The organism is Bradyrhizobium iriomotense, from assembly GCF_018129405.1.
Taxonomy (GTDB): Bacteria; Pseudomonadota; Alphaproteobacteria; order Rhizobiales; family Xanthobacteraceae; genus Bradyrhizobium; species Bradyrhizobium iriomotense_B.
Genome location: NZ_JAFCLP010000025.1, coordinates 39,084 through 61,677, shown reverse-complemented (window position 1 = coordinate 61,677; position 22,594 = coordinate 39,084). Strand labels below are relative to the sequence as shown.

General features: G+C 60.2%; 25 protein-coding genes and 2 pseudogenes. 16 read left to right on the top strand and 11 right to left on the bottom strand.

All coding sequences use genetic code 11. From position 1 onward, the window contains the following. The first annotated feature begins 150 nt into the window (after positions 1–150). The 5 genes from JQ592_RS33840 to JQ592_RS38480 all read left to right on the top strand — a co-directional run bounded on the left by JQ592_RS33840 (position 151) and on the right by JQ592_RS38480 (position 4,553). Positions 151–663: a hypothetical protein gene (locus JQ592_RS33840; protein ID WP_211407049.1), complete on the top strand. Its 513-nt coding sequence runs from the start codon at positions 151–153 to the stop codon at positions 661–663. Beyond that, entirely contained in the window at positions 660–1,481 is an 822-nt protein-coding gene (locus JQ592_RS33835) for a metallophosphoesterase (RefSeq protein WP_211407048.1), read from the top strand. The genes JQ592_RS33840 and JQ592_RS33835 overlap by 4 nt, the downstream gene beginning before the upstream one ends. A 126-nt stretch (positions 1,482–1,607) precedes the next feature. Beyond that, the gene (locus JQ592_RS33830; protein WP_211407047.1) at positions 1,608–1,973 is read left to right on the top strand and encodes a DUF6634 family protein; all 366 of its coding nucleotides are present in this window, start codon (positions 1,608–1,610) and stop codon (positions 1,971–1,973) included. Position 1,974: 1 nt separating this feature from the next. Next, a complete protein-coding gene (locus tag JQ592_RS33825; RefSeq protein WP_211407046.1) occupies positions 1,975–4,236 on the top strand; it encodes an AAA family ATPase in 2,262 nt (753 codons plus the stop codon). A 116-nt stretch (positions 4,237–4,352) separates the two neighbouring features. After that, the gene (locus tag JQ592_RS38480; RefSeq protein WP_349630519.1) at positions 4,353–4,553 is read left to right on the top strand and encodes an alpha/beta hydrolase fold domain-containing protein; all 201 of its coding nucleotides are present in this window, start codon (positions 4,353–4,355) and stop codon (positions 4,551–4,553) included. A 136-nt stretch (positions 4,554–4,689) separates the two neighbouring features. On the opposite strand, the gene JQ592_RS38475 is transcribed toward JQ592_RS38480, so the two are convergent. Then, positions 4,690–4,998, bottom strand: a complete 309-nt coding sequence (locus JQ592_RS38475) for a hypothetical protein (RefSeq protein ID WP_246820890.1) — start codon at positions 4,996–4,998, stop codon at positions 4,690–4,692. On the opposite strand from JQ592_RS38475, the gene JQ592_RS33810 reads away from it, so the two are divergent. The 9 genes and pseudogenes from JQ592_RS33810 to JQ592_RS33785 all read left to right on the top strand — a co-directional run bounded on the left by JQ592_RS33810 (position 4,969) and on the right by JQ592_RS33785 (position 9,316). Next, on the top strand, positions 4,969–5,637 hold the full coding sequence (locus JQ592_RS33810; RefSeq protein WP_246820888.1) for a 4Fe-4S dicluster domain-containing protein: 669 nt from the start codon (positions 4,969–4,971) through the stop codon (positions 5,635–5,637). The two genes, JQ592_RS38475 and JQ592_RS33810, sit on opposite strands and share 30 nt — an antisense overlap. Next, complete coding sequence (locus JQ592_RS33805) at positions 5,634–6,038, top strand: fumarate reductase subunit C (RefSeq protein WP_211407045.1); 405 nt, start codon at positions 5,634–5,636, stop codon at positions 6,036–6,038. The genes JQ592_RS33810 and JQ592_RS33805 overlap by 4 nt, the downstream gene beginning before the upstream one ends. Positions 6,039–6,058: 20 nt before the next feature. Next, a complete protein-coding gene (locus JQ592_RS38685) occupies positions 6,059–6,262 on the top strand; it encodes a hypothetical protein (protein ID WP_283816224.1) in 204 nt (67 codons plus the stop codon). Beyond that, positions 6,211–6,417, top strand: a complete 207-nt coding sequence (locus JQ592_RS38680) for a hypothetical protein (RefSeq protein WP_349630518.1) — start codon at positions 6,211–6,213, stop codon at positions 6,415–6,417. The genes JQ592_RS38685 and JQ592_RS38680 overlap by 52 nt, the downstream gene beginning before the upstream one ends. 42 nt (positions 6,418–6,459) lie before the next feature. Next, positions 6,460–6,843 (top strand): hypothetical protein, encoded by a 384-nt coding sequence (locus JQ592_RS38470; RefSeq protein WP_246820886.1) that lies wholly within the window; start codon positions 6,460–6,462, stop codon positions 6,841–6,843. A gap of 35 nt (positions 6,844–6,878) precedes the next feature. Beyond that, positions 6,879–7,127: a hypothetical protein gene (locus JQ592_RS38465; RefSeq protein WP_246820884.1), complete on the top strand. Its 249-nt coding sequence runs from the start codon at positions 6,879–6,881 to the stop codon at positions 7,125–7,127. Between the two features lie 331 nt (positions 7,128–7,458). Beyond that, positions 7,459–7,704 (top strand): annotated as a pseudogene (locus JQ592_RS38870) (DUF6538 domain-containing protein); the annotation flags it as partial. Beyond that, a complete protein-coding gene (locus tag JQ592_RS33790) occupies positions 7,681–8,106 on the top strand; it encodes a hypothetical protein (protein ID WP_211407044.1) in 426 nt (141 codons plus the stop codon). The pseudogene JQ592_RS38870 and the gene JQ592_RS33790, both read left to right, overlap by 24 nt. Positions 8,107–8,548: 442 nt before the next feature. Continuing rightward, the gene (locus JQ592_RS33785) at positions 8,549–9,316 is read left to right on the top strand and encodes a site-specific integrase (protein ID WP_211407043.1); all 768 of its coding nucleotides are present in this window, start codon (positions 8,549–8,551) and stop codon (positions 9,314–9,316) included. Between the two features lie 92 nt (positions 9,317–9,408). Here the strand turns inward: JQ592_RS33785 and JQ592_RS33780 are convergent, their stop codons facing one another. The 9 genes from JQ592_RS33780 to JQ592_RS33740 all read right to left on the bottom strand — a co-directional run bounded on the left by JQ592_RS33780 (position 9,409) and on the right by JQ592_RS33740 (position 17,947). Beyond that, entirely contained in the window at positions 9,409–9,672 is a 264-nt protein-coding gene (locus JQ592_RS33780; protein WP_246820882.1) for a hypothetical protein, read from the bottom strand. A 666-nt stretch (positions 9,673–10,338) separates the two neighbouring features. Continuing rightward, positions 10,339–11,274, bottom strand: a complete 936-nt coding sequence (locus JQ592_RS33775) for a hypothetical protein (RefSeq protein WP_211407042.1) — start codon at positions 11,272–11,274, stop codon at positions 10,339–10,341. Next, positions 11,274–12,737: an MBOAT family O-acyltransferase gene (locus tag JQ592_RS33770; RefSeq protein WP_211407041.1), complete on the bottom strand. Its 1,464-nt coding sequence runs from the start codon at positions 12,735–12,737 to the stop codon at positions 11,274–11,276. Before JQ592_RS33770 ends, JQ592_RS33775 begins: the two co-directional genes overlap by 1 nt. Before the next feature lie 398 nt (positions 12,738–13,135). Then, on the bottom strand, positions 13,136–13,276 hold the full coding sequence (locus tag JQ592_RS33765; protein WP_211407040.1) for a hypothetical protein: 141 nt from the start codon (positions 13,274–13,276) through the stop codon (positions 13,136–13,138). A 332-nt stretch (positions 13,277–13,608) separates the two neighbouring features. Continuing rightward, positions 13,609–14,214 carry a calcium-binding protein gene (locus JQ592_RS33760; RefSeq protein ID WP_211407039.1) on the bottom strand — a complete coding sequence of 202 codons (606 nt, stop codon included), beginning with the start codon at positions 14,212–14,214 and terminating at the stop codon, positions 13,609–13,611. Next, entirely contained in the window at positions 14,123–14,686 is a 564-nt protein-coding gene (locus JQ592_RS38675; RefSeq protein WP_211407038.1) for an alkaline phosphatase D family protein, read from the bottom strand. The genes JQ592_RS33760 and JQ592_RS38675 overlap by 92 nt, the downstream gene beginning before the upstream one ends. After that, on the bottom strand, positions 14,616–15,542 hold the full coding sequence (locus JQ592_RS33750) for an alkaline phosphatase D family protein (protein WP_211407037.1): 927 nt from the start codon (positions 15,540–15,542) through the stop codon (positions 14,616–14,618). Before JQ592_RS33750 ends, JQ592_RS38675 begins: the two co-directional genes overlap by 71 nt. Before the next feature lie 30 nt (positions 15,543–15,572). Beyond that, positions 15,573–17,624: a hypothetical protein gene (locus JQ592_RS33745; RefSeq protein WP_211407036.1), complete on the bottom strand. Its 2,052-nt coding sequence runs from the start codon at positions 17,622–17,624 to the stop codon at positions 15,573–15,575. 56 nt (positions 17,625–17,680) lie between these two features. Further along, positions 17,681–17,947, bottom strand: a complete 267-nt coding sequence (locus JQ592_RS33740; protein WP_211407035.1) for a hypothetical protein — start codon at positions 17,945–17,947, stop codon at positions 17,681–17,683. A 1,320-nt stretch (positions 17,948–19,267) separates the two neighbouring features. On the opposite strand from JQ592_RS33740, the pseudogene lptB reads away from it, so the two are divergent. Then, a pseudogene (gene lptB, locus JQ592_RS33735) lies at positions 19,268–20,223 on the top strand (LPS export ABC transporter ATP-binding protein). Positions 20,224–20,541: 318 nt separating this feature from the next. Further along, the gene (locus JQ592_RS33730) at positions 20,542–21,666 is read left to right on the top strand and encodes a glycosyltransferase family 4 protein (protein WP_211407034.1); all 1,125 of its coding nucleotides are present in this window, start codon (positions 20,542–20,544) and stop codon (positions 21,664–21,666) included. Between the two features lie 40 nt (positions 21,667–21,706). Here JQ592_RS33730 and JQ592_RS33725 read toward each other — a convergent pair whose 3' ends face one another. After that, on the bottom strand, positions 21,707–22,453 hold the full coding sequence (locus JQ592_RS33725) for a glycosyltransferase family 2 protein (RefSeq protein WP_433996447.1): 747 nt from the start codon (positions 22,451–22,453) through the stop codon (positions 21,707–21,709). Positions 22,454–22,594 lie beyond the last annotated feature (141 nt).

Sequence of the window (22,594 nt, the reverse complement as noted above, 5' to 3'; positions counted from 1 at the left end):
GCGTGGCCCGGCGAGCCATGGCAGGCCCCGGTGTGGCGAGGCGAGGGGAGAGCTCCTGACGGAGCTGCTCCAGATCTTTCAGAAACTAAACGACGCCGTCCGCGGCGACGGAAAAAGTGCCCTTGGGCGCGAACGGGAGAACTTTGCGTAATGCGTACGAAGCAGATGATCGATTACCGGTCCGGCGACGACGCCGGAGCTTACGTCCATTGCGGCTCCTGGGCCGAGGGGCTCAAACTGTGGCGCACGGTGCCCGCGGATGGTTTCGGCCGCACCGAGCGCGCCGCCGTCGCCGACTGCATGCGGCGCACCTCCACCACCATCGAGGTCTGGCGCGCCGCGGTGGACGGCGACGCGCCGAGCGCGATCCGCCTGGCTCTGCGCATGGAGCGGCCGCACTCCATCACGCCGCCGACCGACGTCACGATGACGGTGCTGCTCAACGCCGCGCTCTCCGGCAGCGCCGGCGCCGCGCTGGTCCTCTCGCACGTGATCCGTCAGATGCCGCTCGATGCCGTCGAGCGGCGCCGTCTCGCGACCTCGTGGCTGGCCCACAACATCCGCCGGATCGCGCCCCGGCCCGACCGCGGAGACATCGGGCGCCGCGCCGGTGGGCGCGGCGAGGGCATCGGCCCGCGCGGCCGAGGGGAGGGCAAATCGTGAAGATTCAGATCTTCTCCGATCTGCACGCGGGCGTCGCTCCCCTCAAGCCGATCACGGTCGGTAGAGACGTCGACATCGTCGTCGTCGCCGGGGACGTCGCCGAAGGCGCGCAGAGAGCGTTCGCGACGCTGCGTGCCATCGTGCCGGCGGCGGTGCCCGTCGTGTTCGTCATGGGCAACCACGAGTACTACCACCGGTTCTACGGCGAGGAACTGGCACTGGCCAGGGCGCTGGCGCCGAACTTCAACGTCCATCTGCTCGAGAACGACTGCATCGTCGTCGGGGACGGCGCCGTCAGGATCGCGGGCGCTTCGTTCTGGACCGACTACCGCATGTTCGGCGACTGCAACGCGCCCGCGGCGATGCATGCCGCGCGCGTGGGCATGAACGACCACCGTCTGATCGGCTGGAAGCGCAAGCCGTGGGAGCGTTTCCGGCCGCAGGAAGCGGCGCTGCTGCACGCGGCCTCGCGCGCCTTCTTCGTCGAGACCTTCGCGGCTCCGTTCGAGGGGCTCGCTACCGTCGCGGTCAGCCACCACGCCCCCCACGCCCGCTCCGTTCACGCCGGGTTCGAAAACGATATCCTCAGCGCGGCGTTCGCCAGCGCGTTCCTCGACGAGCTGAATTCCGTGCAGCAGGTCGGCGCCGGCCGGCGGCCCGTGTCGACGATCAAGGCCCCGGACATCTGGATCCACGGGCACGTCCACGACAGCTCCGACTACCGCGTCGGCCCGACGAGGGTGATCGCGAACCCGCACGGCTACGGCCGGGAGAACGCCGAATTCGACCCGGCCTTGGTCATCGAGGTCGGCACATGAAACGGATCGGAAAGCACCGGCCGCGGAGCGCACGCAAGCCGCCGCTACACGAACGGGCAATGCCGCCACCAGCGCCGCCGGCACGACCGGCACCGACAACGCCATCATCGAACATCGAGCGAAATCATGCTTACCGACGACTTCCCCTTCCTCCTGCCGTGCCACATCGAGCCCGAGCTGGCCGCAAAGCTCCGCACCCTGGCCGACGACCTCGAGCGAATCCGCGTCGGCCACGCGCCGGTCGCCTTCGACCTCGCCGAGGCGCCGCTCATCGTGGACTGGCATCCTGTCATCTCTCCGCTCGGTCTCCGGTTGATGGGTTTCGTGGCCGGTCACCCGCGCGTCGGCAATACCCATGCGATGACCTCGCAAGTCTGGGCTGCCGGTCGCGACGGCGCCTGGATCCGCACGTTGTCGAGATTTTACCGCCTTGGCCTTCCTCGTCACCACGATGATCGCGACGGTGCTCCGCGCTTCAAGGGGGGCCTGTAGAATGGGCGACAAGGAGATCGCCGCGGCCGCGACCATGCCGGCAGTTCGTCGCATGGGGCCGCTCGAATTGGTGACGTATAAGGCCGGTTGGAAGGCGGCGCGCGGCTACCGCCGCCACGTCGACGAGATCGCGATGCGCCGCAAGCTCGAAGCCGCAGCGCGCGAGGCGCAGGACCAGATCATGAAGGCGGCAGGCGTCGAGAAATCCACTCGCACGGTCGACGCCGCGGCGGGCACGAGCGCCCGCCGCGGCTTCGCTGCCTTGCGCAAGTCCCTTCCGGATCTCGACGAAGACGACGTTCAACCCGAGCGCGACGTCGAGGCGCCGACGCCCGGTCGCATCGCCGCCCGTCTGCTGCTGGCACGGCTTTTCGATCGCAATCCGTCTGCGCTGGAACAGTTGCGGACCGCGTCGCCGGTGGTCATCGTCGATGTTCCGGACACGGCCCTGTTCAGCCGGGTGGCCCACCAATGGAAGGACGCCTTGGGCCTACAGGAGTGGCGATTCGCCGATCTCGCCTGCTTGCCGGATGACACCAGGCGCGAGCAGTACGACGCTGTCGAAGCCGTCTTCAAGGATGCGCCGAAGGCCGCCGATAGGACCGGAGCCGACATGCGCGCTTATGCAGCCGTGCAGTTGGCCCTGCCCGTCATGGCCATCACGCCCTCGGGCGAAACCCACCTCTCGAAAGCGTTGTTGGATGCGGCCGCCTACCGGCTCATCATGCCCGCCATCGACGGCCCGCTGATCAATAACGTGATCAGGATCGTCACCGGCAAACGGTGCACGACTCCGATTCCGGAGCATGTCGTCGCGCAGGTGGGCCTCCATGAACTTCTGCTCGCCGTCCGGTTCGACCGGACGCCCGAGCAGTGCGTCGAGATGCTGCTCCAACTGGCCTCGACGAAGACTGCGAAGCGCGGATCCCGCGACCTCACCCTCGACGAACTGCACGGCCTGGACGAAGCGGTCGCATGGGCCAGGAGCACCATCTTGGACCTCGATGCTTGGCGTCGCGGCGAGATCGGCTGGGACGAAATCGACGCCGGCGTCGTGCTCGACGGCCCCCCCGGCACCGGTAAGACCACCTTCGCGAAGGTGGCGGCAGACGCCATGGGCCTGCCGCTGATCACGGCGACGCTGGCGAAATGGCAGTCGAGCGGCGAGGCCCACCTGGGCCACCTGTTGCGTGCCATGCGAAAGGACTTCGAAGAAGCGCGGTCCAAGGCCGCGCCCGCCGCCATCATGTTCATCGACGAACTGGATTCGTTTCCGAACCGCAGCACCCTCACTCACAGCCACAAGGACTACGTCATCGAGGTAGTCAACGCGTTCATCGAGCAGCTCGACGGCCTGCAAGGCGGTCAGGACGGCAATACCGCGAAGGGCCGGCAAAAGGTGATCTTCATCGGCGCCACCAACGACGTCCGGCGCTGCGACCCGGCCCTCGTCAGGGCGGGCCGTCTCAACCGAATCATCCATGTGCGCCTGCCGGGCCCTCCCGATATCGAGAAGATGATGCGCGTCAGACTTCGCGGCGACCTCGCGGACGAGCCTCTGGAAGAGATGTCGTTGCTCGCGATCGGGTCGTCGGGCGCCGACGTCGAGCGGATCGTCAAGGACGCCCGCCGCCAGGCGCGTCGGGAGCAGAGAGCGCTTTCGGTCGTAGACGTACGTCGCGCCATCCTCGGACGCACCAATGAACTCTCCGCCGAGGAATTGGAAAGGGCGGCCTTCCACGAGGCAGGGCACATCATCCTCGAGGTACTGCATGGCGGCCCCGCCGATATTCATGCCGTCGTCGCCGGTTCGAGGAACGCGGCCGGTTTCGTGGTCTCCAAGGGCAGGAAGCCTACGGCCGGAACTCTGGAAGAATATCGCCGAGAAATGCAGGGTCTGCTCGCCGGCCGGGCCGCCGAGGAGATCGAGCTCGGAGCGGCGGGCGACGGCTCCGGCGGTTCGGAAGGATCCTCCGATCTGTCGCAAGCCACCCGCATCGCCGCGGCACTCGTCGGCTCGTTCGGCCATGCCGGCCCGCACCCGCTCCTCTTTCTCGCCGATCGCTCCCGTACTCACGAGATCGTGGACCACGCATATCTTCGCGCCGCCGTGCACCAGGAACTCACCGCCGCGTTCGATGAGGCAAAACGTCTACTGGGCGAACATCGCGCCGCGCTACGCGAGGTCGCGGCACGCCTGCGCGTACGGGGCCGGATCGACGGCTACGAAGTCGAGCGGATCATCGCCGACGCGTCGCCGTGAACCGGCCGTCGCAGGACCGACCGTGGCCCGCGAATGTCTGGGGCGTTGCAAGGAGAGGCGAGCGAACGCCGGGGAGGCGAGCCGAGGGATCGTGAGGAGTCCTATGCTGCTCCGAAATGGGTCGCCACTCATGCCGTGCCGACGGCAGCCGCATCGCCGCGGCCGGCAATTCGGCCGGTGGAAACATGACGGCCGCCATCTCGATGATGTCCAAGGATCGCAAGGGGCCGAACATCCGCTATCAGGCTCTGTTGATTTCGGCGACGGAGGTCGGCGGTCTCATTCGCGAGTGTGGACACATACCAATTCGATGTTGAAAAAAGGTGACTGCGATCGAAGTGGCGTTCGCTCGTTCTGGTCAAGAACTTGGCGAATTGTTGCTTAATAGCTCGACGGCCGCGTTGGAGGAGTTGGCGCGGGCGAGCATCAAGGCGCGCTCCTTGTCATTGCCGGTCAATTCGGCGGCCCGGAGGATTCGGCACGGGCTTCCGCCATACGTCCTACCTTCTCCAGAAGATCGCCGCGTACGGTGGGCAGCAGATGTGATCCCTTCAAGCGGGGCTCGTCTCTCAATGTTTCGACGATGGCGAGACCCTGCGCCGGCCCAAAAGCCATGCCAACCGCGACCGCGCGATTGACTTCCACGATGGGCGACGGGGCAGCCAACGCGAGCGCCTGATAGTAGGCGGCGATCGCAATCCAGTCCGTGTCAGCGGCCGCGACAGCACGGGCATGGCAGGCGGCGATCATCGCCTGCAGCAAGTAGGGGCCAGGGGGTGGCGTCAGGATCATCGCGCGGTCCAAACTGCCGAGACCCCGCCGGATAAGCGACCAATCCCATCGGCTGCGATCCTGGTCGAGCAAAAGGATTGGATCGCCCGCCTTGTCCCTTTCCTGCGCGATCTCGCGCCGGGTCTGGTCTCGATCGAGCCGCTGCAGAACTTCCCGATCGAGCGCGATCTGGTCGTCACCGTCGGCGACTTCGTCAGGAAGATCGAGAGCATCTATCCCTACATCATGCCGAAGGTGCCGAAAACGGTGGAGGTGGGCACCTATCTGCAGACGCCGGGGCAGATGGAGGAATACGCCTCGTTCGCCGACTGCATCAACTGCATGCTGTGCTATGCGGCCTGTCCGCAATTCGGCGCCAATCCCGACTTCATCGGCCCGGGCGCAATGGCTTTGCTGCAGCGCTACAGCAGCGATTCGCGCGACGGCGGACAGGTTGCGCGGCTTGAGCGCATCCGCGGCGAGGACGGCGTGTGGTCCTACACCGCGGTCGGCATCTGCTCCGAAGTCTGCCCAAAGCAGGTCGATCCGGCCAATGCGGTCAATCAGAACAAGAGCAAGAGCGCGCTCGATTTCTTCCTGAGCCGCCTGCGCAAGGAAAACGTGGCATGAGCGAACGTCGTCCCTATCTCCGACCGCAGCGGCGATATTGGTGGGCTCAGCCGCCATATCGGGCCTACACGATCCGCGAATCGTGCGGCGTCTTGCTTGCGGTCTATGCCGCGATCTTGCTGGCGGGGTTGATCTGCCTGCTGCGCGGCTCCCAGGCGTTCGAGGCCTACCGGAATTTCCTGGCAAGTCCACTGTCTTTGTTGATCCATCTGTCGCTGCTCGCGGCGACGCTTTGGCACATGCTGACCTGGTTTCAGATCCTGCCGAAGACCATGCCCAAGATGGTCTGGCGCGGAAAGCTGGTTCGGCAGGATCTGATGACCAATGTGGCCACGTTGGTTGCGGTCGTCTGTTCGGCCGCCTTGTTGGCGCTGGCTGTTATCGTGGGAGCGTGGTCATGAGCCGGCCGAAGGATTCGCCATTGCCGAAGCGCACGATCGCGCCATTGTTCTGGCTGATGTTCGGCGCGGGCGGCATGTTGTCTGCATTGTTCGGCCCGGCGCTGATCCTGATCACGGGCATCATGATCCCGCATGGCTGGGGCATACCTGAAAGTCTGGGGGCTATGCGACCGTGCTCGCCTTTGCGCGCAATCCGATCGGCAAGCTGGTGCTGCTGGCTGTGATTGCATTGTTGTTCTGGCATGCTGCAGAACGGCTATTCCTGACCCTGCACGACATGCGCGCTGGCCCGGTGCCGGTGCTGCGCTGGTTGACTTACGGCGTTGCTGCCCTGCTGACCGTGATCGTCATCATCCTGCTGCTCATGATCGGCTCCTGAATCCCGCCCAAGCATCTTCCTTCCCAATCCGGGTGATCTCACGTGCTCGACATAACTTCGGACGCAAGGCCGGTGCCGGCGTATTTGCGGGATATCTACAGCTGGGCCTATCTGACGCCCTGGCTTGCCGACTGGCTCGATCGCCAGGTCGTGGTGCAGGCCATTCTCTGGGGCAATGCGCAGCGCCTGATCAGCGACGTGCTGGCCGAAGTGAAAGCGGGCGACCGGGTGTTCCAGCCAGCGGCGGTCTATGGCGATTTCTCGCGCCAGGTCGCGGTGAAGATCGGCGGGAACGGACAGCTCGAAGTGCGCGATATCGCGCCGCTTCAGGTCGACCTGACCCGCCGTAAGCTCGCCGATCTGCCGCAGGCGCAGTCTCGCGCGGCGATGCGGCAGATCCGAATGAGGAGGCGGCAGATGTTGTAGCCTGCTTCTTTCTCCTGCACGAGGTGCCCGACGACGTGAAGGTGCGCATCACGTGGTCGATGCTGAATCTGGTCGCTCCAGGCGGCAGGGCGGTGTTCGTCGATTATCACAGGCCGCATCGTTTCCATCCGCTGAAGCCGCTGATGTGGAGGATCTTCAACTGGCTGGAGCCGTTTGCGCCAAGCATGTGGCGACGTGAGGTTCATGATCTCGCCGGCTCGACCGGCGCTGGATTTCGCTGGCGCAAACGCACGCGGTTCGGTGGGATGTATATCAGATCGTAGTGGCCGAGCGGCTCTGACAGAATCGCCCGCAGCGCTCGCGCTATCAGTTCGTATCGCCAAGCCGGTTTGGCCAGTCAGTCACAGATGCTCGCCGTTGCTTCGATCTCGACCCGTGCGGAGGCCGGCGTGAAGGGGCTGACCTGGACGAGCGTACCTGCAGGGCGGATTTTATCGAAGGCTTGCCGGGTGTTCTCGATCACATTTGTCCTTGATGCTGATTGCGACCTAAAGTGGATACCCGGACGTTCGAATCGTTCCGGGCGCGCCACTTGCACGAGTTCCTATTGAAAATCAATTAGTAGCGCAGATACAAGCGCTTAGCTGCCGCCGCGTGGTGGTCACAAGCGGTAGGTCAAATCGTGCGCGTGTTAATGGGTGTCATCAAGGACAGACACGGGACGTGGTGTGCCCGGAAGACAGTGCCAGAGAAGCCGAAGGGCCTGCAGGCCGCCGTTGCGCGCGCGCTGAACAACGGCAGGACGTGCAGAAGCACTTGAAGCGGTCCTTGGGGACCAAAGACCTACGCGAAGCCAACATACGGGCGAAGCCGGTCTTGGCGGAGTTCGACCGGATTATCGCGAGGGCCAAGGCAAGCCTTAAGGCAACCACGGTCCCTCCGGCCAAGCGCTCCAGCCTGAACGACACCGAAATCAAGCGCATGGCTGAGTACGTCCACGCCAAGGCGCTCGCTTGGGACGAGCGTATCCGGTTCGGTGGTCGCGATGAGGCAAGGCGTATCGAGGCGGAGGTCGCACGATTGGAAGGCACCGTAGAGCCGCCGCTTATCCCACATGAGAACTGGCCGCAACGCGGTGTGCCTCGCCAAGTCTATGAAGAGAACAAGGCTGAGCTGTTGGACACCCTGGGTGAATTGCGGGAGGCCGCCGCTATGGGTCGTCTGTTCAGGATCACGTACTGGAAGCTATGTGGGCCTTCAATATCGAGTTGGATGAGCGCAGCCCCGCCTACGTCAAGCTAAGCACCGCGTGTCTGCATTCGTACCTGAGAGCCCTTGAGGACATACAGAAGCGCGATGCAGGGATCACCGTTGAGACCCCGACTGCGTTGTCACGTGCTGCGGCGCCAATCGCGGATGGACGGACGCTGCAGGATGCACTGGACGGATGGAAGCGTCACCGAGCCCGGCCCAAGCGGACAGTAGATGAGTTCAGCCGCAGCGTAGAGATGTTCAATCAGCTCCACGGCAACATGCCCGTAGCGTTGATCAAGAAGGCACATGCGCTGGAGTATCGAAGAGCGCTTCAGGATATGCCCCGCCACCGCACAGGCGATTTGCTGCGTGCCACACTTCCCGCCCAAGCGGACTGGGGGCGCGAGCATCCAGAGGAGCCGCAGCGACCATCAATAAGCAGCTGGGAGGTGTCCAGTCGATTTGCATATGGGCGAACGAAAATGGCCTTGTGCCAGATGACATCCAGTGGACCGATCCTTTCAGCAGGCTCAGGCTGCCAGAGGAGCGCTCAGAGCGCACTTCGTTTGAGATGGCCGAGCTGCAGCTCTTGTTCAGCGGGCCGCTGTTCACGGAGCATCGCTTCCCTCTTGGCGCACATGGGGCCGCTGGTTTCTGGCTGCCCGTGCTCGCCCTCTTCACTGGAGCGAGACAAGCGGAATTGGGAAGCCTCGCTGCGAATAACGTGCAAGTGGATGCTGAGACCAACGTGCCCTTGATCTACTTCATCAGTGAACGAGCACGCGGCAAGCGGCTCAAGACAGAGGCCTCCGAGCGGGTGGTGCCAGTACACCCCGAGGTGATGCGACTGGGCTTCATGAGCTACGTTGCGGCAAGGGGGGAAGCCGATGGGCAAGACGCTTGGCTATTCCCGTCTGTCTCACCTGACAAGGGGCGCGCGGGCATCCCCGCGTGGTCTCAGTGGTTCGGCCGCTATCTTCGTACTGCAGGTGTCACCAACAAAGCGAAGGTGTTTCACAGCTTCAGGCACACCGTGAAAGATGCTCTCCGTCGGGGCCGCGCGGATCACGAAGCACGGGAAGCGCTAATCGGTCATGCTCAGCAAGGCACGGTGAGCTGGGGCTATGGCGCGCCTGCAATGCTTGCTCGCTTCACGGCCGCAGGACTGTTAGACGCAATCAACCGCATCAACTATCCCGGCCTTGACCTGTCGCGTGTCAAGCCGCTGGGCCTACTATCTCTCCCACGCTGCGCCTGATGCGGAGAAAAAGGAGGCAATCACCGCGGCAGACGTTCGGAAGTACTTCGTGCAAGCGCCTGAGATACTTCCTGCGAACAGAGAGCAACGAGTTAGCGATCAAGGCGCTTATCCGTCAGCCTCTCTTCGTACTTCGCCACCGTCACCCCATCGACCCCCGCGCTGGCCTGCCGCTTTTGTCGCCGAAACGCCCGAAGCAGAGCGGCTTCGTCGACGTGATGCAGCAGGGCCGTGAACCGGGTTTGGGCAGCTTGCTTGGCTACCGCGTTCACCCGCTTGAGGTTCGGCGGCAAGGTAACCCGGCTCTGTGTCCGGACCCTGGCCTCCTCGCGCAGGCTCCCCTCGGGCCGGTCCATTCCCTCCATGCGTCTCGTTACCTTCGACGACTTCACAGAACCAGTCCGACTCCCGACCTCGGCTTGGACAACGGCTCTGGCAGTGCCTTGCCGCTGTCCCCCGCTGGAGACCAATCCAGCGGACCCGGTCGGGCCTCTCATGTTCCGATGATTACCTTCCATACGTGATGCGGCCATCGACCCCCGACGGAGCTGCATCGTCGAGATTGTTCAAAACAAGGTCGGTACCAATACCACTGCGCTAGGTCTGCCGTATCGAGCGACATATGGCATCGCGGTTGGAGCAGATTGCAGCAATCTCTTGATCGAGGGAAACAGCGCTTCCGGGGCGACGGGTGATTATAGTCTCTCTCTCTCTCTCTCTTAACTCGGGCGGCAGCACGAGCCGTTTGATCCGCAACAATCCAGGCGCGTCCTATGCCGGAATCTTCAGTGGCGGCGTATGGGCTATACCTGCCACAGGCGTTACTTTCACAAACAAAACCAGTCACTTCACCCATTGCATGGTGTATGGAGGTACAGTAGCGGGCATCACGCTTGATGGAGTTGGCATAATTGGAGCTACGTCCGGGACATTCCCTATGCCTCCCGGCAGTACTATTGCGGTGACTTATACCGTTGGGCCGTCCTTCATATTCAGAATTGAGCAGTAGAGAGTTGGCCGTCTCAGCCAGTCTTGAGCAACCGCTCGGAAAGTATAGTGGACGCCTTGTCTCTGCCGCGCTCGTTGGCGTGAAGCCAATAGTCGAACATATCATCGATCGACAGGAAGAAGATTGACGGATCGTCCAATGCCGCAGCGCCGTTGTCTCGATACCAGTTCGCAATGGTCGCGTAGTAGGCCTTGTACCTGTCGCTTGTGTAGGTCGGCTTCCCTAGCATGGGCGTCCACGCCTGAACAACGCGGATGGAGTTTTCATGAGCCCACTTCAGGAAGTCCCCCAGATACGGAGGGATTTCTGGTGGCGCGTTCGGCTGCATGGGAGGCGCCTTTGATAGAACGGCCCGGGTTGCTTCTGTAGAAAGAGCGGAAACTTTCACCGTTTCGTCGCCGGTCGCAGATACCGTCTCTGGCCGAGCTAGCGGAGAATTCCACGGCACTGATGCTAGGTACGCGATCCGCAGCACATTGGTCGGGCCAAATCCAAAGATGATCCGAACAGCGGTAATGAAATCGACCTGTAGCAGATAACTCCAGTCATAATGTAGAACGTACTCCGACAGAACGTCCGATGGCACAGTTGGCACGTACAGGTGCGGCTCTAATGCGAGAACCGCAGTGTCGCCCGGACGCAAGGAGTCCTTGGCTCGGTGCAGAATATAACTGGCTCCGAGGCCGGCATGGATGCCGAAGTTTAGCGTTGTGTTGCCGGTGAGCTTCGTGATCTCTTCGGCGGAATATCCGTAGTGGACGCCAGATCCTCCTATGATCAGCACCTTCGGCTTGTTTGATGCGAGGCGCGCGGCAGCCTCTTTTCTAGCGTAAAGACCTTCGACCCATCTCGCCTGCGTCGATGGCGGCGCTAATTCGCGGACGAAGAGGCACCACGCGAAAGCGCAGATAACGACGGCTGACGCGAGGGATATGACGAATTTTTTCATCAGAACTGGAAATAGATGAATTCGGATGGAGCCGATCCAACTACCGCAAAGAGCGATATCCACGCAAGTATACCTACCGGGACACCAGTCTTGACAGGGGCCAATGAGGCTTGATTGCGAATGCTCCTGGCAAAGAAGATCAACAAATAGGAGATGACGAGCATGGTTGCACCGACCATGAAGTCTCCAAATGGCATGCCGAGACCGGTGAGATTGATGCCGAAAAACTCTGCTTTCTTGAGCGAGAATATGTAGGCAATCTCACCAGGAACTGACGTTGGCAACTGACCGGCCATTCCTTGAAGGACATTGAGCGCCGTAGAGAAGTCTGGAGCCCTGAAGAAAACCCAGGCCACAACGACGGCTATAAAGGTGAGGGGCCACGACAGGACAGAGACGGCAAGTCGGAAAACACGTGGAGCACTATCCGAGATCGATCGCCACAGGTGGTTGATGATCAGATAGCTACCGTGTAACGCGCCCCACAGGACGTAGGTCCATCCTGCGCCGTGCCACAAGCCGCCGAGCAACATGACGATGAACAGGTTTGAGTATCTGCGCACTGGCCCAACACGGCCGCCGCCTAGCGGAATATAGAGATAGGTTCGCAGAAACTCCGAAAGCGTCATGTGCCAACGGCGCCAGAAGTCAATGATCGATGTCGAGCGATATGGCGCATTGAAATTGGCGGGCAGGGTGATGCCAAACATTAGGCCGATGCCAACAGCCATGTCGGAGTAGCCGGAAAAGTCGAAATAGAGCTGTGCTGTATAGCCGAGGGCAGCCATCCACGCTGACACAGGTTCTAGCGGACTGACCTGCGCCTTGGCGAAAAGAGGACTGACGATAGCGGCGATCGGGTCTGCAATTGCCACTTTCTTCGAAAGGCCAATGCAGAAGATAGGAAGGCCAGCGAGGATCGTGCCGCCAGAGACCATGAATGAGCGCTCGAATTGCTCCATGATGCGATTGTAGTGGATTAGCGGACCAGCGATGAGGTGCGGGAAAAATAGCACCGTAACGACGTAGTCCTTTATTCGGAGTGAGCGGATTTCATAGCGGTATGTGTCAACTAGAAATGCGATCTGCTGAAAAGAGTAGAAGGAGATAGCAAGCGGCATGACGATCGCGCTGGTCGCAAACCCGAGATTGCTCAGAAAAAAATTGGTGTACTTGAAATAAGCCAATGCCCCGAGGTTGCAGGCGATGCCGAGCCATAGTGCCGTTATACGGGTGCGATGCTCTTTCCTCCGGTACAGAACGCTGGCACATGCGAAGTTAGTCGTGATCGATAGGCTGATGGTCGCTATGCCGCGAATGTCCCACCATCCGTAGAAAAAAGCAGACGCTAGGATGAGGCAGTAAACGCCAGCGAGGTTCCCGCCTAGCTTGATGGAAATGTAGGTGGCAGCGAGCGTGACTGGGAGAAAGGCAAAGAGGAATACGTCCGAGTTGAACAGCATTGCTTAAATCGGCTCGGTGGAACTTCACGGGGCCAAGGGCCTCCACTCTGCAACCGATAGAATCAATCGCTGGTTGTTGCAAGTCCCGTGCGTTGGGTGATTGCCACAACTAAGGCGAAGGTTAGGGCCTCAATCCTAGGGCCTTCAGCCATGACCGAACCAGCATCGATCCGCTACAAGAATCCCGGCGCCATGTGGGGCAGCGCACTCGCCATCAAATGGGGTGCAGCCAAGAAGGCCGTGACGCTTAATGACGGACCAGATCGAGCATCACGTCTCTCGGGTCCTTTGGTTGGTTCATCTGCATCACTTGCCCCCGCACACCGTCACTGACTGACGGATTTCATCAGATCGTTCAGCCGGGCGGTCTCCCGGTTGATGTTCGCCTTGAGTTGGATCTACTGATCGGCGTCCGTGCTCTTCTGGAAGTTCTCCGTCATCTCGAGCAGGTTGTGACAGGCGCGGCCGACCGGCGTCTCGGCTCCATGTTCCATCGTCAGCTTCTTCAGCATGGAGCGGGTTGCGGTGAAGTCGGTCATTTTGCTTTCTCCCATTTGCGGCAGGCTGGTGCTTTGACGAGGATGTCCGTGCCGCGGCTGTGCGTCCACTTCCCGCGGGACAGCTCGCACTTCGCCCAATGCCGGCCGCGGGCGATGTGCTTGCAGGAGCCGCAGATCTCGCCGGCAGGGCCGGTTCCTGGCGGCTGATAGTAGCCTCGGGGATCGATGTAATGTCGGGAATACGGGCCACTAGTCTTGGATCAATGGTCAGTATTGCTGACTACGTTCACACCATTTCAGCCCAAATTGCGGCCGCGGCGCTTCTAATTCGGTGGAATCGACCTTCTGTCATCTCAGTGGCAGCGGGAGCTTCATGTGGGCGCTGATTCATTTCCGTCACCGCCGTAGACGACGTCGTTGCCTTGTCCACCGTCCAGGTAGTCGTTGCCGCCTTTGCCGTCGATAACGTCATTGCCGCCGGCGCCGATGATGACATCAGCCCCATCAGTCGCGCTCAGCGCGTCGCTCTTGTCGGTGCCAATGATCGAGTCTGATGTCGGCGTCCCGCTGAACTGGCTGACGATCGCCGGCGTCCGCGCCAGGATCTGATCCGGATGGGCGGCGAGGTCGGCGGCCGTGTAGGTCGGTATCCCCCAGGTCGTAACGAGCAGCTGTCCGGTTGCAGGATCGATGTTGAAATCGGTCCAGCCATAGTCGTGTCCGACGAAATAATCGCCCTGCAACAGCGTGGCATGGATCGGGCCGCCGCTCTCCAGCCCGATCGGATCGTAGCCCAGCTTGGTCATGTATCCGTTGAGGATCGCCTTGTCGAAGTCGTCCTTGTCATTGGGAATGCTGTCGGTATCCGGCGCGTTCGGTAGGCTGTTATACAACGCGAACTGCTGTGGGGTGATCAGGCCGAGCTGAAGCGCGGCCGCGGGCAGAAGTGGAGCGAACGAGCCGGCAGCCGCAGCCATGGCCACGACCTCGAACGCGCCGCTCTTGACCTGTGGACCGCCAAGCGTCTCTTGATAGGTCAGGCGAGGTCCAATGCTGGTCTGCGGATACGAACACCACGTTCTCGATGTGATTGTCGGCGATGAACTTCAAGAGCGCGTCGCGCTCGGCCGCATAGGCTTCGAAGCGGTCGCCAGGGCCGAGGACGGGACCGAAATTCTGGATCGGCTCCGGCACCATGACGAACTTCCAGGTGACGCCGTTGTCGCGGGCATCGAGAAGGTCGTGCTCCACGCGCGCGAACTGGACGTCGCCCAGGATGGTGCGGCTTGGATCGAACGAAGCGGTCAGGAATTGCGAAATCTGGGTGGGGTCGAGCGGATTTGTCGGCCCCGGCAGCCCTGCATCCCGGAAACTGCGCTCATCGGTCAGAATGATCGCCGCATCGGAGCCATAAGTGTTGTAACGATAGAGATCGGGCGCACCTGTCAAAGCGATCTTCGCTGGTGCCGCTGTAGATCCGGTTCTCGATTGCGTTGTATTCAGTGAAGGCCTGCACACCGTTCGAATACAGGGGCGTTTCATTGATGAAATCGCCTGGCTGACCGGCGAACCGCGGATCGCTGCTCGGTGACGCGCCACCGGCAAAGTTGTTGGTGACCTCGTGATCGTCGATCATGGCGAGGATCGGCGTATTGACTTGCAAGTCCGCCCAGTAGTTGAAGCCGACATGGCTGCTGTAGATCTCGTCATGCGCTAGCCGGAACTCGTCCAGCGTGGTGGCCGCTGGCGGCGGTATATCGGCGTACGTCGTGTCGCCGAGCTTCACCACGAGATCTAGGTCTGCCGCCGCGGCATTCTTGATCGAGACAAACGGGGCGAGTTCGCCGTGCAGATCGGCGACGAGGGCGAAGTTGAATCCGTTATGGGTGCCAAGTTCACTGGCGGTTGTAAAGCTGCCCTCGAGCATATCGCCGGACGCGTCGATCACACGATAGAAGTAGTGTTGACCCGCTTTGAGATGGTCGAATTCGACCTTCACAGGCACCAACGGGTTAGTCACCGTGAGGTGCTGGCTCTTCACATGGTGAAACGAGGAATCGGTCGAGATCTGAAAGATCAGCTCGCCGGTCTCGATCGCCCGCGCCCACAGGACCGCCGACGTCTGAGTGACATCGCCGGAAGCAACTCCATCCGGAAACGCAGCCGTGCTCAATGCGCCTTGCAGAACTATCTGCGACGGAGGCGCTGGCGTGTTGCGGCCGCCGGCGAAGCCTGCGCCCGCGCTAAAAGTATCAGACTCAGTGAGATCAATCGGTCCATCGGGACGTGTGCGAAAACCCTTCATCGTATGCCCGCGTAGGCCGATTATCGCGGTTCAACGGACATTGGAATACGGCGGATGTACGGAAGTAATTGTCGCGCATAACACGTACCCTGGCCAAGGGCCGAGGGGAACGTTGGGAGCTTTTAGCCTGAGTGAAAGGACTGTGGCGGAATTGGATTGGGGATCCAACGGCACATCAATAACGTCAAAACGCCCCGAGCCCGCGCGCGCGCGGAGTTCCGTCGAAGTGAGCTGGCGGCCAGCAGCATCAAGGATGCTGAGGTTAACGTCAGCAATGCTCTGACATCGCAAACCGAAAGTCCCGGTTGGAGCAGCGACAGCCGTGTTGCGCACAATCAAAGTCGCGCTGTCGCCGAGCATCCAGCGGAAGGTCGGCAAACCCTGATCCGGTAACGGGCCTTCCTGATCGCGAAAGCCGTCGCCAAAAAAAAGCTTGATCGGGCTAGGCGGCGGCCGCTTCGTGAATACGATTGTTTTGTATCCGGCATCATCAATATAGATCGTCAAGGTCCGCCAGGACCGATCGGTCGCGAGCTCCGCGATCAGACGGTCTTGGTATTGGATCCCTGGATAAGAAAAGTTGCCGCCCTGGCCGAGGGCACCCGCGTTGGTGGCAACAACAACGTCGGCCATTTGCGCCTTTGCCAAAATCGACGACCAATTACGGCTCGTGTAGTCGCCCCAAAAGGTGGATGGGATTCCTCTGAGCAGAGCCTCGTACCGAAGCGTCGCGTCAAGCACAGGCCCAGGACTCGCAGTGTACACGCTCAATATTTCGCCCTGCGCAGAACCGTCCGCAAGCACCTCAAGAATCGCGGGCGTCACCGCACGATTAGCTTTGTCGATGGCGGCATAGTATGAGGAATCATGCTTGACCATCGGCACGCTAGGTCGCCAAGAAACAAGAAAGATCGCAGTTCCGGCGGCAAGGACCACGACTCCAGGAACGGGTTTCGCGCGCAGGAGCTGTGCCAAACTCCAGAGAGCACCGGCGATAAAGGTACCGTAGAAGAGGCTGCCGATAAAATCGGACTTGACTGGACTGACGGTTGGAATCGCGTACGCCGTAAACAAGCTCGCCCATACCGCCAGCGTCCGTACAAAAACTCCTCGATTCCGTGAACGGCCGGCGGTCACAAGCCAAAGCAGTAAGAAAAACGGTCCGACATACAGCATCCAACCAACGCACGAAGCGGCAAGGTTGGGCTTCAGATAATAAACCAAATGCGTGCTAAATGAGCCTTCGGTCCGCCAAACGGACACGTTGTCGCTCATGACGGCGAGGATGTAATGTAGCAGGTCGCGCCCGCCGACAATCAGGTAGGGCACTACGAGTATCGCCGCTCCAACGAGCATGAGCGAGGTTCTAGTCGCGATCTGCTTTAACGGTACCGAACCAACGGCCAAGCTGACCACGACCGCACCTAGGTAACCAATTCCCATCACGACACAACCGGCCGGCAGGCCGGTCGGCTTCGATAGAGCTGTGGCGCCGACTAGTACGCCGGTAAGAATCATCTGCCGGCCGGTTGCCTTGGCGAAATCCATATTTGCCAGGATGATCGCGACCTGGCCGGTAATCAGGCCCCAATAGGTATCAGGTCTGAACGATCCCACTACCGTCGCCAGCATCGGGATCGCGAGGCTTGCGACCATAACGCCTACTTGCGAGAGGCGTGGCAACCCCTGCACTAGGTATCGCACCAACAGCAAGAAGACGATCACCCAAATCGCATTTAATGCGTAAGCGCCCAGCATTGACTTAGGGGTCAGAGCGAATCCAATTGTCGCCAACAGCGAAGAATAAGGTGCGTGAGGCGCGTCATCGAGGAACGATCTTGCGAGGCCGGCGAAGCCCTGCATATCGAAGGCATTGAGACGGGTCAGGCCATCGTTGAGATAACTGACATCATCGTAGAAGGGCACCATCGCAAGGCGTCCATGTCGAGCTGAAAAGCTGAGCATGGCCACGAAATGGAACAGTACCAGGACTCCAAAGAGGACCACTACCGCACGTTCAAACTGAGTCCATTGGTGCGTCGCTTTGTGGGAGGATGATGGACTAAAATGTATGTCTGACATGTCCGAACACTATGAAGCGCTACATAAAGGAAGAGCTGCGCCGTAGCCGGGCACACCTAAGAGCTTGCGCGAGAACGCGATTGCCGCAGCTGCTTGGCGGAACGTAGCCGCAACGAGAGGTTGAACATGTAGAGCGTAGCAAAAGCCAAAACTTTACCGAGCATTGCACGTGCATGGCATCCGTCTGTGAGCAGGAGGTCCAAATGTCGATTCAAAGCAAAACCAAATGCAAGGGCGATCATATAGCCGAACACGTTGGCGGCGATGTCACTGAAAGCGAAGACCCCAACAGCTAGGGCAATGGGGGTGAGCGCGATAAGCATGCTAGCGATGCCACAAAAAACAATCGCCTCCTCTGTAGCGGCAAGTTATCGATGCCGGTTTGGGTGTTCTGAACATCGCCGCCATATGAAATTACGCTCGCCCTAGGACAATGCGCCCTTTTGCGCTCATAACGCAATATCGCTCGACTAGCTAGGGTCTGTCCTCTAAATCTCCTCTCAAGTGTCCGCTTTACCTTGCGGTTGCCCTCTGGGCGGAATGACAAATTCTTTTCCAGTCGAGATGAGCTTCTCGATGACGCGCTGGTCGCGTCAAAGGCTTATCGGCCAACAGGGCATCGGCCTGCACCTGGGGCAGGAACTCATCTGGTCCTTCCAGATCGTGAGCGTGACCGGTGGTGGGAAAAGCGCCCTCCGATCCGAGGCGTTGACCAGAGCTTGGACTATCCAGGAAACGGAAAGAATGGCGGTCCACAATAGCGTTTAGTGAACCAGCGCCGCTGCCGACCGATCATGATGCGCCACTCTGGAGCGCTCGTTCGAGGTCTGCCTGCACGGAAAGCAGGGCTGAATGCAAATTGATGGGACGATATGCGCGGCATCTGGAAATAGCCCCACTATTGGCCGGCCGCCAGTTGCAGACAGCCATTGGGGGCGGAGATCTCACGGGCGGCGGCGGACGATTAATTGGCTGGAAGCCAAGGTCGAGTTGACGCAAAGTGGCGGAACACCCGCTTAGCTTCGGCTCTCAAGCCGGCTCTAATTTTTCGCAGATCGTGCTCGACTAGTTGCGGCGAGGTAGAAGAGAGGTTGGTCTGTTTCATCAGATAAGTTGCAAGTCTAGGCAAGATCGTTTAAACCTCGAGTTGGGTGATCAGGTAAGTGCAACGAGCGCGACAGTGCGGCGCAGCTCGAGTGTAGTTGCGGGCGGTCGGCCGTAGCTTTTAAAATGGGGGCTTAGCCTTTGATTGAACGTGGGCATGAGGGCTTGCTGTTTGATTCAACCGCGCAAACCTGGCCTGTCGTCTGTCAGGAGCGCGGAATTGCCGAATGAAGGTTCTTCGCTTTTTCAAGACTTATTCGCCGGGGGTGGAACTCAATCGTTCATTTATCAGCTGGCGGAAGGCACTGCGACGAGACGAGCCTTCTCGTTGTAACTTCCGCGCCGCCGACCTTCAACGCCCAATACCTTCACCTTCATTCGCCACGTGACCTTAAGGTTAGAACGCCACACCCTCAGGCAGCTCGTCGAACCGAACAAGGCGGCCGCCGCCGGAGGGATACTCTTTCACTCATGTTGCGCCGGCGAATCGTGTCGGTGCCGCAGATCGCGTGATCGCGTGAAGGCTTGGGACAGCCGGGATGGTCGATTTATTCAGCATGTTCCGTCGGCGCCCGGCCAAACGCGGCCGGCTTGGATTCACGCGGCCGCGCGGGGACATCACGGCGATCGGCGACAGCCTGCTGGCCAGCCCAGTCCGGGATGCCCTGCCGGTCGCGCGCGACCAGCCGGTGCCGGCCACGGATCCGCCTCGGGCGCGACCTCTAGCCGCGAGACTCGCCAACGCCAGTTCCAGAACCAATGGTTCGGGCGGGCCGCAGCTCCTGCGGCGGCCCTGCTTCCTGGCTGTGCATGGCGTGGAAAAAAGCTTTGGCAGCCGCCAGGTGGTGCGCGGCGTCAGCATCTATGTGCACCCGGCGAGGCCGTCGGTCTCGGCCCGAATGGCGCCGGCAAGACCACGGTGTTTTACATGATCACCGGCCTGATCAAGGCCGATGGTGGCGCGATCGAGCTCGACGGGCACGACGTCACGAAACTCCCGATGTATCAGCGCGCGCGGCTCGGCATCGGCTATCTGCCGCAGGAAGCCTCGATCTTCCGCGGCCACACGGGCGAGCAGAACGTCGGCACCGTGCTCGAAGTGCTCGAGCCCTCGCGCAAGAAGCGCGAGGCCCAGCTTGACGAATTCAACATCACGCGGCTGCGCAAGTCGCCCTCGATCGCCCCGTCCGGTGGTGAGCGCCGTCGCGTCGAGATCGCGCGCGCTGGCGACGCGTCCCAACTACATGCTGCTCGACGAGCCCTTCGCCGGCATCGATCTGATCGCGGTCGGCGACATCCAGGATCTCGTCCGCCATCTCACCAACCGCGGCATCGGCGTGCTCATCACCGACCACGATACGCGGGAGACGCTGGGCCTCACCGGCCGTGCCTGCATCGTCTACGCGGGAGAAATCTTGACCGACGGACTCCAGATGAGATCGTCAACGATCCGGATGTTCGCCGGTTTTATCTTGGCGAGGAATTCCGGCTGTAGTCACCATACCGAGCTCCGAGGATCGCATCAAAGCGCCGATCCTGCTGTGTTCCGTACCCGATAGCTTGCAAAGTAAAAAAGGATCGTCTAGACCAACCAAGGGTTGGACGACGCAACTTTAGTTCAACCAGGGGGAACTCTACTCAGATTTTGACCGGCGCGCCTGCAGCTCTTGATCAACCCTCTCGTCGGGTGACCAGTGACTGCTAAAGGAGAAGCCTCTATTCGAGGTCAGGACGGCCTTCTGTGTGAGATGAAGCAGGACGGCTCGCTATTCGAACCCACCGTGCGGTTGCGTTCGAATCGTGGAATTGCTCAATGAGGATTCTTCATTTTTTCAAAACTTATTTCCCGGATTCATGGGGGGGGACGCAATCGTTCATCTATCAGCTCGCGGAAGGCACTGCAAAGCGAGGTCACACTGTCGACGTTCTGTTTCTAAGTCGTGAGTTACCCTCGCGCCCTCAAACGCTCGGAAATCACACGATCCATCCGGTGCGTTTGACATTCGAGCTGGCTTCCACCGGCTTTTCGATTGCAGCCTTCAAGAGATTTAGAGGCCTGGTCCGCCAGGCAGACATCATTCACTATCACTTTCCATGGCCTTTTATGGATGTCGTTCATTTTGCGACGCGTGCATCTACGCCGTCCGTTGTGACCTACCACTCGGATGTTGTTCGTCAGCGCTATGCACTCAAAGTCTATCGTCCCTTAAAGAACCGCTTTCTCGCAAGCGTCGACCGTATCGTTGCAACGTCACCAAACTATCTTGCCACCAGTAGAGTCTTGCAGCAATTTGCGTCAAAAACCAGAGTAATCCCGATTGGAATCGACCGCTCACTCTATCCAAGTCCATCGGACGCTGCGCTCGATCGGTGGCGATCTCTCGTAGGAGACCGGTTTTTCCTCTTTGTCGGGATGTTGCGATACTATAAAGGCCTGCACATTCTCTTGGATGCAGTAAAGAGTACTAATCTCGCTATCGTTATAGTTGGAGCTGGTCCGATCGAGCAGCAATTGCGAGAACAGGCTCTGAGACTTAATCTATCCAATGTCATATTTCTCGGAGAGCTTTCAGAAGAAGACAAAGTTGCTCTTCTCACCTTGTGTTTAGCCGTCGTGTTTCCGTCCCATCTTCGATCAGAGGCATTCGGAATTTCTCTGTTGGAAGGGGCGATGTTCGAAAAACCGATGATATCGAGTGAGATCGGTACTGGAACAACTTACGTCAACATCCATGGCGAGACAGGGCTCGTGGTCCCGCCCTCGGATCCGCATGCTTTGCGAAGCGCGATGACCTATCTTGTCGAGCACCCCGCAGAGGCTAAGCGCATGGGTCAGAACGCGCGGCTGCGTTATGAGGAGTTGTTCACAGCGGATATAATGGTCTCGAAATATCTCGATCTCTACGAAGAGATGCTCGGCGACAGTCGAACGGAGTGACAAGAGCCAGATTCCCGACGGTCTATCTCTTCGATAAAGCTCATTCGGGTGCCTTCAGGCCCCCGACGGCTGCCGTCAACGCCTTCCACCACACAGCGTAGGGCTGCGCCAACCACCACTTCATCGGCACGCGGTTGTGATGGCGGCGGACCACAGTAATTGCTTCCGCATAGTGTGCAACGCGGTTGTTGCGCGTCTTCGTTTGAGAATGCATGCGATTGATCGCCGTCACCTGCGGCACGTGGACAAGGGGCCCGAAACTGCGATAGAGCCTCCACCATAAGTCGTAGTCCATCGCAAACGATAGCTTCGAATCAACGCCTCCGACCGCCTCCCATGAGGCGCGCCGGATGAGCGTTCCTGGTTGCGAAATGATGCAGCGGAGCGTCATTTTCCGCTCGCTGAATGATTGCACCCAGACCTCGCTGTGGGCACCGTTTGGTTTGAGATTGAGGACATCTCCATAAGCGGCCGGTGCAGCCGGGTTTGCTTCAAGTGCCTCGATTAGCAAACGCAGACCACCGCGTTCCAGCATGTCGTCGCTGTTAAGCCAGCAGACGTACGGGGCTCTGCCGCGCCTCATTCCATCATTGATCGCGGCAGCCTGCCCGCCATCGGCGCCACTCTGCCAATAGGCCAGTCGTCCGCTCCAGCGTTCAAGGATGGCAATGGAGTTGTCGGTCGAACCGCCGTCCATTACAATGATTTCGGCCCGAATATCCTGGGCGGCGATCGAGCACAGAGTGGCCTCTAAATAGCGGCCCTGATTGAAGGATGGCACAACCACAGTAACCTGTGCTCCAGGAACCGCGGCTCCTGCCCTGTCAAGAAGTGCGCGTTGGGTTCGGAGTTTCACCAATTTTCGTTCCAAAAGTCGAGCCGACGACCGAAACATACTGTAATTTATTGTAACAACTTAACGGCATGG

Coding starts and splice junctions, on each gene's coding strand:
- JQ592_RS33840 (WP_211407049.1), top strand. CDS start 151: ATGCGTACGAAGCAGATGATCGATTACCGGTCCGGCGACGACGCCGGA.
- JQ592_RS33830 (WP_211407047.1), top strand. CDS start 1,608: ATGCTTACCGACGACTTCCCCTTCCTCCTGCCGTGCCACATCGAGCCC.
- JQ592_RS33825 (WP_211407046.1), top strand. CDS start 1,975: ATGGGCGACAAGGAGATCGCCGCGGCCGCGACCATGCCGGCAGTTCGT.
- JQ592_RS38480 (WP_349630519.1), top strand. CDS start 4,353: ATGGGTCGCCACTCATGCCGTGCCGACGGCAGCCGCATCGCCGCGGCC.
- JQ592_RS33810 (WP_246820888.1), top strand. CDS start 4,969: ATGGCAGGCGGCGATCATCGCCTGCAGCAAGTAGGGGCCAGGGGGTGG.
- JQ592_RS33805 (WP_211407045.1), top strand. CDS start 5,634: ATGAGCGAACGTCGTCCCTATCTCCGACCGCAGCGGCGATATTGGTGG.
- JQ592_RS33780 (WP_246820882.1), bottom strand. CDS start 9,672: ATGGACCGGCCCGAGGGGAGCCTGCGCGAGGAGGCCAGGGTCCGGACA.
- JQ592_RS33775 (WP_211407042.1), bottom strand. CDS start 11,274: ATGAAAAAATTCGTCATATCCCTCGCGTCAGCCGTCGTTATCTGCGCT.
- JQ592_RS33770 (WP_211407041.1), bottom strand. CDS start 12,737: ATGCTGTTCAACTCGGACGTATTCCTCTTTGCCTTTCTCCCAGTCACG.
- JQ592_RS33765 (WP_211407040.1), bottom strand. CDS start 13,276: ATGACCGACTTCACCGCAACCCGCTCCATGCTGAAGAAGCTGACGATG.
- JQ592_RS33760 (WP_211407039.1), bottom strand. CDS start 14,214: ATGGCTGCGGCTGCCGGCTCGTTCGCTCCACTTCTGCCCGCGGCCGCG.
- JQ592_RS33750 (WP_211407037.1), bottom strand. CDS start 15,542: ATGAAGGGTTTTCGCACACGTCCCGATGGACCGATTGATCTCACTGAG.
- JQ592_RS33745 (WP_211407036.1), bottom strand. CDS start 17,624: ATGTCAGACATACATTTTAGTCCATCATCCTCCCACAAAGCGACGCAC.
- JQ592_RS33740 (WP_211407035.1), bottom strand. CDS start 17,947: ATGCTTATCGCGCTCACCCCCATTGCCCTAGCTGTTGGGGTCTTCGCT.
- JQ592_RS33730 (WP_211407034.1), top strand. CDS start 20,542: ATGAGGATTCTTCATTTTTTCAAAACTTATTTCCCGGATTCATGGGGG.